Here is a 12,868-nt window from a genome sequence, read left to right as displayed (position 1 = left end):
AATAAATCAGGTAGGCATTTCCATGAAGCGAACTTATTTTAAGGCAAATTTTAATATTGCACGCAAATCAAAGAAAAATATTCTGTTAATGGGCGCTTTGGTTTTATTCATGGTTCTCTTTGTACTAGTGGTTGAAGCTCAAAACTTGGGAGATAACTACCGTCAGTGGCGCTCATACTATGATTCTCTTGAGGTTAATATCAGTTATTTTGACAGCAGTTTATTACGCAAACAAGAATATAAAAAGACTTATGACAATTTAAATGCCCAGGAAGGTTGTATTTTCAGTTTGCAAAATGGGGAAGTTTTAAGTGATCCACAAACTTATCTAGACGGGTCGATCACGTTATTTCAAACCATGTTAGATGGCTACCGCAATAATTATCTGGGAGCCAGTACATTGAACGTTCCGCCCAAATATCAATTGCATCAAAGATTAGTTACGTATAAATATCTTTATCGTCATCATATACCTGCAGTTATGAATTCAAAGGCATCAGCAACTTATTTAATCTATATTCTCAATTTTGTGGCTATTTTTATTTTCTTTTATATTTTGCTTATTTCTAATGATGTGTGGATGGTTAAGTTGGATCATGATACGGTTTTACGCAATATCCCTTATCGTGTAGAAGATGAGGTTAAAGGCAAAACCATGATCAATTTGGCTTTAGCCTTGGGTCCTTTACTTATTGGACTAGTTGGTGCATATCTTTTTGCCGGCTTACGAAATGGCTTTCGCAGTTTAAATTATCCTAACGTTTTTTACTTTAATAAAATAATAGCAATCCCTGTCTGGCTGGATTGTTTGCTCTTTTTATTTTATACCGCAGTATTGGTAGTATTTGTGACCAGTTTAACTTTACTTCTTAACCAGATAACAAAAAATGTATATCTCACTACCTTTATTGGTATTGCTCTATATGTATTAACGTATTTGCCTGCCAAAATGCTTAAATTTATTGCTTGGCTGCCATCTGCATATTTAAATGTTAATGATGTGCTTAATGGCACTGTGGCAAGTAAAACAGGATTTGCAGGGCTAAACTTAGTCACCAGCGGCTGTATCCTATTAGTTTGGTCATTTATTTTGATCATCTGGTTCAGACACCTGGTTAATAAAGGAGGTATTGCACGATGAAATGGCGTTATTTCATCTTTCAGTTGAAGGCTTTTTTGATTAATCCCAAAAATATTGGACTGTTTATTGCTACTGTGATTATGTCTTTATATTTTAGTCTGGTCAGTGTGCCTAACCGCCAGGTAATTGAACAGGCCGATGCCAAACCTATCAGAAAGGAATATATTGATGACACGGCCTTTTTAAAAGTGGCTATGCAAGAGATTGCTTATTCCAAGAAGCCAGGTTATTATTCTATTCCTAGCAAAGGGGCAGTGGACGCTGTCAGTACTTACCCACAGGTCTTATCTTATGATAAAAAAATATTGCTTGCTATAAAGAAAAAAGACTGGGATGCTTATGCTAAATACGCCAGTGCTCGTTATCAATATATTGACGAGTTAATCTTTGTAGAAGGTAACCAAAACTTTTTGTATCCAGCTGCGTACAATCAAAATGATAATTTTAAGCAGGATGGTCATTTTGGCTATCAACGGACGTATCACTTGTATAACGCACTTTTAGCCGGTAAAAAGGATAAGCAAACAGAGCTGAATAAAAACATTTTAGAAGAGCGCACAGCATTACAAGTAATTCAAAACTCACTTTCTGGCTGGGCAGTCTTAATAATGGTAGTGATAGTTTGTTTCTTTGCTGCAGACATTGTGACTAATGACAGGAAATATTATACGGTCTTGGAAAATATTCCTTTAAGTAAACGTACCATTTTATGGTTGAAAACTGGAGTCGTTGAAGTAGGGGTTTTGCTTGACTTTGTAGCAGCTGGAATAATTGCTCTTCTTTGTATAGCACCTAGATATGGTTTGGGATCATTAAGACTAAATACTGTTGATTATTTAGGCAAAATAAACTTCAAAGCAACCTTTAGGACTGAAACATTAGGTATGTATTATTTGCAGTTTATCATTTTTGCAATCATTATTTCATTTATCTTTATCAGGTTGACAATTCTGCTATCAATCGTTTTGCGTAACGAATATGTCGCCGGCATGCTTAGCAGTTTGTTTGCTATCAGTGCGAAGATGCTTTACTTCTCGTTGGGCATGGGCTTTGTTTACCCGTTTTTGGAAAAATGGCCCATGACTTATTTTTCAATTGGTGACAGCACTACAGGCAATTTAGCTTATTTAATGGATACTCCTGGCTGGGGCTTTAACTCAGGACTGGGGCCACTACTTGTAGCTATGCTTGCCATCGAAATATTACTGTTTCTGTTTACCCAAATTAAAAGTATTCCTTTAGTTAGGCGGGGTGATTAAAATGTTAGAACTAAAAGATGTCAGATTGGCTTTTGGAAAAAATGTTGTTTTAGATGACATTAACCTCAAATTTAAACAAGGTGAAATAGTTGGCTTGGTTGCTCCTAATGGAACAGGTAAGTCAACTCTGATTAATGTTATTTTGCATAATTTAACACCGCAAAAAGGGTTTGTTGAGTATGAAGGTACACGTTATCAAAGTCAAAAAGATACGATAAAATTGCACCAGCAAATCTGCTCTTTTCCCGAGCAAAGCGATTTATTTCCTTTCATGACGGGACGGGACCATCTTAATTTATATGCTGATCTTTGGCACAATTCTGCTAAACCTGTTGACCAAATTATTGCTGACTTGCAAATGAAAAGTTATGTTGAGCGGAAAGTGCAGACATATTCTTTGGGAATGAAACAGAGACTTTGCTTTGCCATGGTAGTAGCAGCTGATTCTCCAGTAATGCTGTTAGATGAGGTAATGAATGGACTCGACCCCCAGAATGTTGCTTTAATTTCACAAATACTCCTTAAATTAAAAGAGGAAAAGAAGCTGATCATTATGGCCTCACATCTTTTGTCCAACTTGCAGCAGTATGCTGATAGAGTCTTATTTATGGGTAAGGGACATATCATTGAAGATTTAGACAATAAAAAGCAAAAAAAGCGTTATTTAAAAATGCAGTCTAGTCCTGAAGCTACTAAGCTGCTATCTGATTATCATTATGAGACTCTGCCCAATAATCTGCTACTGGTTCCTTTGGCAGAAATTACCCCAGATAAGTTGACTCAGCTGCTAGCAAACCTAGTGCAAGCCGATATTCAGTACGCGGTTGAAAGAATTGATATCGAAGACTTATTTAACAAATTTTATAATTAGTTTAGAGCTTTAACCCGATTTAATATTTGTAAAAAGTAAGTAGCCGTAGTTTGCATGTTCATACTGGTTAAAAAATGAATGATAGAAACAGCTAGATCATCATTGGCAGTATTGTGAAAGCTGAGAATTGCATTTAAAAATTTGCATCCAACAATTAGCAACATCTCATTATCTGGTAAGTCAATCTGATTTATTTGTGTGAGCAGTTTATCTGCAAATTTAAACTGACTATTTGTAATTAAGCCGATTACACCTTCAAATAGTGCTGCTATACCAAAATGGAATGTACCTTCTCCCGCTTTTTTAATAAAAGAAATATTATTGATAACCTGAACAGAAATTTGGTAAATGATTCTGGGACTAATAATAGGGATAACATTGGCAAATAGTGAGAGAAATTCATGACCCCAAACAGTTATTTTACTTAATTGCTGGTTTAATTCATTTTGCTGGGCTATAGGAAAAATATTGTGCTGTGAAGTTTTATAATACAAACTGCAAGCAATTGCTGCATAATCGAGATCAAAAGGATCTTGGCTTAACTTGTATTTATTTAATGCCGATTGAGCTAGTTTTTCCAAATAGTCTTTATCGTGATTACTCCAGGATTTTTCTAAAATAAGTGCAATATGATCCTGCGGGTCTAGTTTGGCAAGCGCAATATATTCAGTTGCTGATAAACTGATTCTTTCGCATAGTTTTAATACCCGGTTAAAGTCCATATGGCCTTGATCATTTTCCCACCGGGATAGCATCTGAATGGAACAAATACCTTTAGCTGCTTCTTTAAGCGTAATATGCTGTTTTCTTCTTAATTGTTTAAATTCAATTCCTGATTGCATGTTGTTTTGTCCTTTTTGCTATATTATGACACTTTTTTCTCATATATGAGAAAAAATATATTCAAAAATTAGTCATGCTTTAATATAGCTAATCAAAAAATATCTTAACTGTTTTAATAATGAAAAAGGAGTAGAAAAATGCAGTCTTCATTAAAATTTGCGCCTAAATGGAAATTAGGTGCATACACACTTTTAGCAATAGTCAGTGCGTTTGGCAATGTTGTGATTGCTTATGTCACCAAGATCATGTTAAATGCAGCGCAATATCGTCAAGGCGATAGTAGTAATTTAATTAAAATTGCTGGCATTGGCGCTGCAACAATCTTAATTATTATGTTGTCTAATTTTGTATACCGCTATATCAAGTGTTCTATTATTCAAGATGTCAATGTTTATCTTAAAGAGAAAACGATGGGTTATCTGATTGAACAACGCAGTGATTCACAAAAGGACGGCTTAAGCCTGATGACCAACGATCTTAAACAAATTGAAACATCTAAGACTACAAATGAACTAATGATCATTGCAGAATTAGCTTCTTTTCTACTGTCAGTTGTGGTTGGTTTAATCAATTCTTGGATTTTAACATTAATTTTTATGGTAACTACTTTAATTCCCGGACTGGTGCAAAGAGCATTTACCAAAACTATTCAAGCCAAAGCAAAAGTCTGGGAGACAAATAATGTTTCGTATACTCAGAGTGTGAATGACGGGCTAAACGGAGCGCAAACTGTTGGATTGTACGATGCTCAAAGTTCGACTATTAGTAAAGTCGTTAACAGTGCCAAAAGAATGGAAGAGGCATTGAAGTCATTAAACTTCACACAAGCTGCAGCGGGAGAAGTCATTATGGCTTTCGCAGATATTTTCAGCTTTATACTACCATTTTTAGTAGGTGCTATCTTAATGCTGCAAGGACAGATCGGTGTTGGTACCTTAATTATGATAGTGCAACTATCAAATGAATTTATTAATCCGATAGTTAATATTTTTCAGCAATTAAATGCTATTAAGTCTACTAAACCAATGTGGAATAAAGTAGAGCAGGCTCTGTCTTTTTCAGCTGACAGTACTAAAAGTGCGAAAACTGGTCAATTTGCTGGTTTGAAAGTTGAAGATGCCACTTATAGTCAAGGTGGAAGAAAGATTTTTGCTCATCTTAACTTGATGGTAGCACCTAACGAAAAAATTTTACTCATGGCACCTAGTGGCTGGGGTAAAACTACACTGTTAAACTTAATGTTGGGTAAAATTAAGCCCAGCGAGGGGCATGTTTTTATTGATGATAAAGATGTTACCGGTAATTGGGCCGCAGCTCACGATAATTTTAGTTACGTCAACCAAAAGCCATTTATCTTTGATGATACAATCAAATTTAATATTTTACTGGGGCGGAAGGCTTCTCCAGCAAGTTTGGCTAAGGCAATCGAAGCGGCGGGACTAACAGAGCTCATAGATGAAAAAGGCTGGGACTATCAAGTTGGTGAAAAGGGGGCAAATTTATCCGGCGGACAAATCCAAAGAATTGAAATTGCACGTGCTTTTCTCTCTGAACGGCCCGTATTGCTGGCAGATGAGGCTACTAGTGCCCTTGATCCGGAGCTGTCACTTGCAATTCATAAAACGTTATTAAAAAAGCCTAATTTGGCAGTAATTGAAGTGGCTCATAAAATTTCTGCCACTGAAAAATCATTGTTTGATCGGATAATTAATTTAAATGGAGAAAATGAAGAATAAAGAAGTATTAATGCGCTATATTGATGATAATGGAGTTGTTAAAGTATGGCCTGGTAAGGCTAAAAACCGGCTGTTGATTTTACAATATTTGGCAACTAAATTTGAACCAGCTAAAAAATATTCTGAGCAGGAAGTGAACCTGATTTTAATGCACTTTGTGTCAGACTATGTTACTAGAAGACGAGATCTAATTGAAAATCATCTTTTAAAGAGAACGGATGATGGTAGAACTTACTGGTTGAATGAAGAAATTGGGGTAAAGGATTAGGATTTAATTTAATATAATTAAGAACAAGTGGCACATTAACTGCTTGTCCTTTTTGTTTGGGCGAAAAGCTACAGGTTAATTTAGTAGACTTGATGCAGAAAAACAACAAAAAGAATAATTTTTCAGGTTAGCAAGTTTGTTCAAGGTTTTAACTTTGACTTTGATTGATCCCGAAAACGTTATAATGCAGCCTTTTTAGTAAAATTTATTTTGTGTAATGACAACTACAATATCAAATAAACTAGAAAGACTAAAAGGAATATTTTTATAACTTTAAATATCAAAAATATGAAATTTAATTGACTGGCATATAAAAATAACATATAATTTTCATAATTATCGTATAATTATCGTACAGTGAAGACTAAAAAATTGACTGTTGTTGCTAAACTGAGAATCTATTTGAAATGAAAATTAGCTGAATTTTAATTCTTAGTTAAATTTGAGTACACCTTTTAGGCGATAAGTTTAAACTATTTCAAAATATTAGGTAATATTCACGGAGATTTCTATATGAAAAAAAGGTTTTATTCGCTCTACAAGATTTTCCTTATTAATGCTTTTAGCAACAAAATTGCTTTAATGTTTAACATTGTCTTTCCAGTTATATATTTTGCTATATCTAACGCTCCGGTTTTTATTAATAACTATACTGTCAGTAAGAGTAAACTAATTAGCGGCAGTGCATACTATTTTGCCTATATTGCTTTAACAACTGTTCTAAACTCAGTGATTCTGGCAATGGTTGAGTATCGTGACTATGGCTATTATAAAGTTATTTACATGGTAACAAATTCAAAATATCTAGTATTAATTAGTCAATTTTTATCGCAATGGACGTTTTTAATAATAGAATTATTTCTATTTAACTTAATTACCGCACTAATGTTTAAGTCTTTTGCCTATCTAGGTTATTTACTGTTAACCACTATCATAGCTGCGACTGTGTTAGTTTTGCCTTTAACTATGGGCTTGTATTTTTTGCTAACAACAAAATTAAAGTTACAAACTTACAATATTGTTATTACATTGATTATTTTGGCCTCATTCATGGTGTCAGCTGTTGAAGCAAAAAATAAAATATTAAATTTGTTATTGCTATGTACACCTGTTAAATACCTAATGAAGGGGTATGAAGTAATAATGCAAATGATGTTTTCTAGAGTAAATTGGGCAACCCTTGCTAATTTATTGATCGTTATTCTAATTTATGTCCTATTTGGGATGATTTTTATTGCGAAACAAAATATTTCTACAATTTTTGAAAAATAGTTGTAAGGAGACAATATGGAAATTAAGCATTTGAACTTTTCTTATAAAAATAAAGAAATCTTTGCCGATTTTAACGCAAAATTTATTGCCGATCAGTTAAATGTAATAATTGGCGGTAATGGTGCTGGTAAAACGACTTTACTTAATCTAATTTACGGCTTTATTGATCGTCCTGCTACAGCTATGATAGGTTTTCCTTCTATGCCTAATATTATTTATAAATTTCAAAATATGTCTTTCTTTGATGAACTGACGGTAAAACGAGTAATAAATTTTTTTAAAGCAATGAATGATCATACTGTTACAATTACTAATGCGCAAACTCGTTTTTATAATGAGATTATAAAAGGCCTGGTAAATACTAAACTAAGGTCTTTATCTGGTGGAGAATACCAATCTGTTATGGTTTATTGTACTAGCATAATGGAGCGGGAATTATATTTATTCGATGAACCTCTTAGTGGAATTGACAGTTATATTGAAAATTTAATTCTAGACTTAATTGTATCTTTAGTTGTTGAGAAAAAGAAAAAAGTTATTATGACTTTACACCAGCTGGATAAATTAGATTCCATGCAGGCGCATATTGTATTCGTTGGGAACAAAAAATGTGTTTTTCAAGGTAATCTTAGCCAAATGTTACAAGCTGCGGATACAGATGACATTGATATTGCCTTTAAGAAGATGCGATCAGGCAATATCTTGTTAAATCAAGAGTAACTATACTTTGATTTATAAGAGGTAATAAAACTGATTGAACTGAATAGACTATTTTGTTTAGGCTTGCAAGGTGTATTGATCAGCAATGCATTACTATATATTAACAAATAGAACTAAGAAGCTAATAACTACTTGGTTCTTTTTTTGTTAATTAAGAAGAGAAATAAGTCCGTGATAACAACTTTGGTGAATTAACTGTGCTACTTTGGCTGGAGCAACTTCTGGATGTTGGGCCCACCATTTTTGTGTTTCTAATAAACTGACAAAATAGAGATTGGTGAAGTATTCCAGAATATTGGTATCAATTTGTTGTTTTTGTAATATCTGCCTGATTTCTTTTTTAACATTATTTTCGATTTCACGACTAGGATTAAATGTTGCGGTTTTAATGTTAAGTAAAAGTGGCAGAAATTTAATTTGTGGCGCTATATCGCTTAGTGCCGCTATAGTTCTAGTCATGTTGTCTTTAGGTTTAAGTTCAAGTGAGTTGCGCAAACCAGCTACAAACGGAATCATATACCGGTTAATAGAAAAACGTAGTAATTCATCTTTATTGTCAAAACATATGTAAAAGGTTGTTCTGGCCACTTTAGTTTTTCTGGTAATATCTGTGATTGTGATCTGTTCATAATCCTTATCATTCAACAAGCTAAATAATGCGTTACTTAGGCGTAACTCTAAACTGGGATTTTGTTTTTCCATAAAGTAATGCCTTCTTCTGACTCGACAAAATTTAAATATTTGTCATTACACTCTAGCTAAGATATCGTTATGCTAATTTTAGCAAATTTATAAGTGATGGAGGTAAAACTAAATGGTAAATAGAGTAAAAAAAGTATTAGGAATTGAAAAGCCCGTGATTCAGGGTGCAATGGCGTTTACTTCACTTTCTCCTTTAGTGTCTGCAGTCTCAAACGCTGGTGGTTTGGGCGTATTGGGTTTAGGTTATATGCCTAAAGACGCCAGCATTGCAGAAATTAACAAAACTAAAAAATTGACTGAAAAACCGTTTGCCGTTAACGCGATCATGCAAGAGGGAATTGTTCAGCAAGCAGATGAAGTATTGACAGCAACCAAGCCACCAGTAGTTTATGCTGATGCTATGCGGCTTAATGGTGCTTTGTGCCAAAAGTATTTTCCCCGTTGGCATAAACTGGGTATGAGAATAATTGTCAAGGCCAGTTTTTTGGCAGATGCAGTTACTGCAGAGAAAGCAGGAGCTGATTTGGTAGTTGTCAAAGGCTGGGAAGGTGGCGGTCATGTTTCTTTTGAATCTACAATGGCTTTAGTACCACAAGTGGTAGCGGCAGTTAATGTTCCTGTAGTAGCTGCTGGCGGTATTGTAGATGGTCATAGTGGTGCTGCAGCATTTGCTTTGGGAGCCGAAGGGATAGAAATGGGTACAGCTTTTTTAGTAGCAGATGAATTACCGATTAATGATAAAGCAAAACAAGCAATTATTGCTGCAGGAGATATGTCTACTGCCGAAGTTTCTTATGCTAATGATGCGCCCTTTAGAATGATCGCTAATAATCTTTCTGATCAGATCAAAGATATAGAAGCAACTCATTTGAAGGCTGAAGCTGCTCAAAAAGAAGCTGGTCTTGATGCTAAAACTATCAAAATGGGAATGTACCAAGGTGACACGAAAAATGGCGCAATTATGGTTGGTCAGGATTTAAGTCTAATTAAAGAAACAAAATCTGTTAAACAAATTATTGCGGATGTGTTGCAAGATACCAAAAATGTTCTGCACTCATTGCAAAACGTCGAGTTGTAATTTGTATGCTAGTTATCCCCGTAGAATGAGGAAATGATTGCAGCACAGAATGATGATGCTGTTAGGTGCATCGCGTATTTAATAAAGATGACGATTAAGAACTATTGCTTTAAAAATTGGTAATGCTCTTTTTGCGACAATTTTATGCTAGAATATAAGCGTATAAATAGTTTAGCGATTCTACTGGAATCACACAAAAAGCTCTATTCTAATAAATAGAGCTTTTTTGCGTGCTAATTATTAAAGAACCAGTTCTCAGCTAGAATTTAATAAACTATCAAGATTTTTGGTTATTACCTTTATTAAGGCAAAAATAGTTTTATATTTATGTAACTATTATAAACCTAAAACTGACTTTGCTGCACGTCTGCCTTGATGAACGATGCCACCGATGGCTGTACCAGAACCAGGGTAGTATGAGCCAAGCCAGCCACCGGCATTGAGTCCTGCTGCGTACAAACCCGTAATAGGTTGATTATAAACATCAAGTACGTTGCATTTCTTATTAATCTTTAGTCCACCTAAAGCGCCTAAATTGCCTGGTGTATTGCGATATGCGTAGTAAGGTCCGGAAAATGGTCTTACGCCATTTGTTCTGTTGTATTCTGGATCCGCGCCATTAGCGGCATTTTTATTCCAAGTATTAACGCTGTTAACAAGGTTTGCTTTAGGAACATTAATTTTGTCTGCTAATTCTTCAGGTGAATCGGCTTTAACTACCAAACCGCTTTTGACGTCGCTCTCTAATGATTCTGGGTTCCATGGACTAGTTTTTTCATTAATAGAATCTGCACCAAAAATCTGATAAGTTGGTTTGTCTAGTTGCTTTTCCTGGTTGAAAATTGCCCGGAATTCATAAGCATAAGTTGCATCTTCATTAACAAATCTTAAGCCATTGCCATTAACAAAAATTGAAGGGATTGTAGGAACACGGTCATCAGTACCATTGCCAGTTCTGGCATCAAAATCAATTGTTCCGCCAAAGCCGGTAACGGCTGCGCCAATTGCCATGCCCATCACAATGCCATCACCTTGATCTGTTAAGACAGACCAGCAATGATGAGCTTTAACATCTTCATAATGTTGAGGACTCAAGTCCTTAGCTAATGCTACATTTTGGTCAATGGAGGCTGTTGCCAGAATAACTCCACGGCGTGCTTTTAAATATTTAAGTTGATGGTCTTTTCCTTCAGTAACAACACCGATCACCTTGCGTTCGGTACCATCTCCAGCCGTAATTAATCCTATTACGGCAGTATTATATGTAATTTCTGCTCCTTGTTTTAAAGCATATTTGAGGAGATGTTGGGTTAGAATAATACCGTTGCCACTGGCACCGCCATTTTCATAAACATGAATCCGATCCGCAAAATGATCTTTAGCATAAGGAATCTCAGTGTGTCCGTAGACATTTGTCCATTTAATGCCCATATTGGCCAGCCACTCAATATTTTTCGGTGAATTTTGGGTAAAATCATGTACTAAATCTTGGTAAACACGACCTTCACCTGCCTTTAAATATTCCTGCTCATGATTTTCAGGGGTATCGTTTTGATATTTAGTAGATTCTTTTTGTAATTTCGTACCCGCTGCTTGAATGACACCTCCGGAATAGTTAGTTGTACCACCAGCGATGCCTTGTTTTTCAATTACCATCACAGAAGCGTGATTTTCTGCGGCCGTAGCAGCAGCGGCTAGACCGGCACCACCGGAGCCTACAACAATTAAATCATATTCACCGTCATATTCGTCTACATCATAATCGGTAACTGTTTCTTTAAGTAAAGGATAATTTGCAATCTCGGGAATACCGTTTTCTTTTGTGTGAGAATCAGGTTGCGAGGCACCTGATACAGCATCTACATTGGTTTTTGTCTTAATTCCTGCTTCGTTAGCAGCCTTGATAGCAGCCTTTCTTAAAGCACCAGTTGAAATTGAAGCACCTGAAATGGCATCAACTTCAACGGAATTTTCTTCATTGGCTTTTTTCAGCCAAGTTGCAATTCCCGCTGCGCCTACCGTATTGGGCGTAACATTTTCAGCCCAAATCTGCTTGATTTTGTTTTTATTTTCATCAACGTCAATCACAGCTTTAATTATGCCGTGAAAACCTTTTTCTTCTGCACTATATTGACTCATAGTTTTACCTCCTTAAATTTATCTGCTTGTACTTTCCATGCCATTATCGATTCGTACTGCACCGCCATTAATATGACTTGCTTGATCAGATGCTAGAAAGACCGCTACATCAGCCACTTCTTTTGGAGTAGCGTAACGATTGTCAAGATAAGCAGCTGCGTATTTCTTGTATACTTCTTCATGGGTAAGATTAGGAAAAGCCATTTTTTCGATTCTTTTCATCATATCCGTGTCAATAGCACCAGGTGACACTGCATTAACGTTAATGCCATGGGGACCAAGTTCTAACGCAACGCTTTTAACTAGACCAAGTGTTGCATGCTTAGAAGAACAATATTGTGACATTGCCGGCGCTCCAACCATTGATCCGTTTGACGCTATTACAACGATATGTCCTGAATTTTGTTTAATCATTTGTGGTGCTGCATATTTCATACAATACATGACTCCAAAGACATTAACTGCAAAAGTATGCTCAAAATTTTCATAAGTTTGTTTTTCAATTGGCAAGGATTTGCCTTCATCACCAGCATTAGGTACTAAAATATCTAAACTACCATAATGCTTAATTGTTTTTGAAATGAACTGTTTAACCTGATCTTCTTTGGTCACGTCAACTGTTGACGTTAACAAATGATCTGAATCAATATCTAAAGTAGGCAAAAATTTATCTAATTTTTCTTGACTAGTTGAAGAAATGGAAAGTTTTGCCCCTTCTTTTGCAAACTCTTTTACCAGAGATTGACCAACTCCACCCGTTGATCCAGTAATTACAACAACTTTATTCTTTAAACCAAAATCCATAATTATCTATTTCCTTTCGCAAAAAAACTAAAAGT

General features: G+C 35.3%; 12 protein-coding genes. 8 read left to right on the top strand and 4 right to left on the bottom strand.

Features of this window, described 5'->3' with window-relative positions; all coding sequences use genetic code 11:
• Positions 1 to 22 precede the first annotated feature (22 nt).
• From AAA926_RS04535 to AAA926_RS04525, 3 genes are read left to right on the top strand one after another with little or no spacing between them, the layout of a single operon-like run.
• Positions 23 to 1,141: an ABC transporter permease gene (locus tag AAA926_RS04535; RefSeq protein WP_338211964.1), complete on the top strand. Its 1,119-nt coding sequence runs from the start codon at positions 23 to 25 to the stop codon at positions 1,139 to 1,141.
• Positions 1,138 to 2,400, top strand: coding sequence for a tellurium resistance protein TerC (locus AAA926_RS04530; RefSeq protein ID WP_338211963.1), 1,263 nt, complete (start codon positions 1,138 to 1,140; stop codon positions 2,398 to 2,400). The genes AAA926_RS04535 and AAA926_RS04530 overlap by 4 nt, the downstream gene beginning before the upstream one ends.
• A 1-nt stretch (position 2,401) precedes the next feature.
• Positions 2,402 to 3,271, top strand: a complete 870-nt coding sequence (locus tag AAA926_RS04525; protein ID WP_122037077.1) for an ATP-binding cassette domain-containing protein — start codon at positions 2,402 to 2,404, stop codon at positions 3,269 to 3,271.
• On the opposite strand, the gene AAA926_RS04520 is transcribed toward AAA926_RS04525, so the two are convergent.
• Entirely contained in the window at positions 3,268 to 4,113 is an 846-nt protein-coding gene (locus tag AAA926_RS04520) for a helix-turn-helix domain-containing protein (RefSeq protein ID WP_122037078.1), read from the bottom strand. The genes AAA926_RS04525 and AAA926_RS04520 overlap by 4 nt on opposite strands.
• 138 nt (positions 4,114 to 4,251) lie before the next feature.
• Here AAA926_RS04520 and AAA926_RS04515 point away from each other — a divergent pair, with 138 nt between their 5' ends.
• From AAA926_RS04515 to AAA926_RS04500, 4 genes are all read left to right on the top strand, one after another.
• Positions 4,252 to 5,850, top strand: coding sequence for an ABC transporter ATP-binding protein (locus AAA926_RS04515; RefSeq protein ID WP_122037079.1), 1,599 nt, complete (start codon positions 4,252 to 4,254; stop codon positions 5,848 to 5,850).
• Entirely contained in the window at positions 5,840 to 6,118 is a 279-nt protein-coding gene (locus AAA926_RS04510) for a DUF2087 domain-containing protein (protein WP_158595971.1), read from the top strand. Before AAA926_RS04515 ends, AAA926_RS04510 begins: the two co-directional genes overlap by 11 nt.
• Before the next feature lie 513 nt (positions 6,119 to 6,631).
• A complete protein-coding gene (locus tag AAA926_RS04505) occupies positions 6,632 to 7,390 on the top strand; it encodes a hypothetical protein (RefSeq protein WP_122037081.1) in 759 nt (252 codons plus the stop codon).
• Positions 7,391 to 7,405: 15 nt separating this feature from the next.
• Positions 7,406 to 8,110, top strand: coding sequence for an ATP-binding cassette domain-containing protein (locus AAA926_RS04500; protein WP_122037082.1), 705 nt, complete (start codon positions 7,406 to 7,408; stop codon positions 8,108 to 8,110).
• Positions 8,111 to 8,257: 147 nt separating this feature from the next.
• Here AAA926_RS04500 and AAA926_RS04495 read toward each other — a convergent pair whose 3' ends face one another.
• Complete coding sequence (locus AAA926_RS04495) at positions 8,258 to 8,812, bottom strand: TetR/AcrR family transcriptional regulator (RefSeq protein WP_338211962.1); 555 nt, start codon at positions 8,810 to 8,812, stop codon at positions 8,258 to 8,260.
• A gap of 112 nt (positions 8,813 to 8,924) precedes the next feature.
• Between AAA926_RS04495 and AAA926_RS04490 the strand changes: the two genes are divergently transcribed.
• Positions 8,925 to 9,890: an NAD(P)H-dependent flavin oxidoreductase gene (locus AAA926_RS04490; RefSeq protein ID WP_338211961.1), complete on the top strand. Its 966-nt coding sequence runs from the start codon at positions 8,925 to 8,927 to the stop codon at positions 9,888 to 9,890.
• A 336-nt stretch (positions 9,891 to 10,226) separates the two neighbouring features.
• Here the strand turns inward: AAA926_RS04490 and AAA926_RS04485 are convergent, their stop codons facing one another.
• Complete coding sequence (locus tag AAA926_RS04485; RefSeq protein WP_338211960.1) at positions 10,227 to 12,029, bottom strand: FAD-dependent oxidoreductase; 1,803 nt, start codon at positions 12,027 to 12,029, stop codon at positions 10,227 to 10,229.
• 18 nt (positions 12,030 to 12,047) lie between these two features.
• Positions 12,048 to 12,833, bottom strand: a complete 786-nt coding sequence (locus AAA926_RS04480) for an SDR family NAD(P)-dependent oxidoreductase (protein ID WP_338211959.1) — start codon at positions 12,831 to 12,833, stop codon at positions 12,048 to 12,050.
• Positions 12,834 to 12,868: the final 35 nt, after the last annotated feature.

Origin of the sequence: Lactobacillus juensis, assembly GCF_036246285.1 — a bacterium.
Lineage (GTDB): Bacteria > Bacillota > Bacilli > Lactobacillales > Lactobacillaceae > Lactobacillus > Lactobacillus juensis.
This window is presented reverse-complemented; position numbering and strand designations above follow the sequence as displayed.

Excerpts from the sequence above, each read along its gene's own strand:
- AAA926_RS04535 (WP_338211964.1), top strand. The coding sequence starts at position 23 with ATGAAGCGAACTTATTTTAAGGCAAATTTTAATATTGCACGCAAATCA.
- AAA926_RS04530 (WP_338211963.1), top strand. The coding sequence starts at position 1,138 with ATGAAATGGCGTTATTTCATCTTTCAGTTGAAGGCTTTTTTGATTAAT.
- AAA926_RS04525 (WP_122037077.1), top strand. The coding sequence starts at position 2,402 with ATGTTAGAACTAAAAGATGTCAGATTGGCTTTTGGAAAAAATGTTGTT.
- AAA926_RS04520 (WP_122037078.1), bottom strand. The coding sequence starts at position 4,113 with ATGCAATCAGGAATTGAATTTAAACAATTAAGAAGAAAACAGCATATT.
- AAA926_RS04515 (WP_122037079.1), top strand. The coding sequence starts at position 4,252 with ATGCAGTCTTCATTAAAATTTGCGCCTAAATGGAAATTAGGTGCATAC.
- AAA926_RS04510 (WP_158595971.1), top strand. The coding sequence starts at position 5,840 with ATGAAGAATAAAGAAGTATTAATGCGCTATATTGATGATAATGGAGTT.
- AAA926_RS04505 (WP_122037081.1), top strand. The coding sequence starts at position 6,632 with ATGAAAAAAAGGTTTTATTCGCTCTACAAGATTTTCCTTATTAATGCT.
- AAA926_RS04500 (WP_122037082.1), top strand. The coding sequence starts at position 7,406 with ATGGAAATTAAGCATTTGAACTTTTCTTATAAAAATAAAGAAATCTTT.
- AAA926_RS04495 (WP_338211962.1), bottom strand. The coding sequence starts at position 8,812 with ATGGAAAAACAAAATCCCAGTTTAGAGTTACGCCTAAGTAACGCATTA.
- AAA926_RS04490 (WP_338211961.1), top strand. The coding sequence starts at position 8,925 with ATGGTAAATAGAGTAAAAAAAGTATTAGGAATTGAAAAGCCCGTGATT.
- AAA926_RS04485 (WP_338211960.1), bottom strand. The coding sequence starts at position 12,029 with ATGAGTCAATATAGTGCAGAAGAAAAAGGTTTTCACGGCATAATTAAA.
- AAA926_RS04480 (WP_338211959.1), bottom strand. The coding sequence starts at position 12,833 with ATGGATTTTGGTTTAAAGAATAAAGTTGTTGTAATTACTGGATCAACG.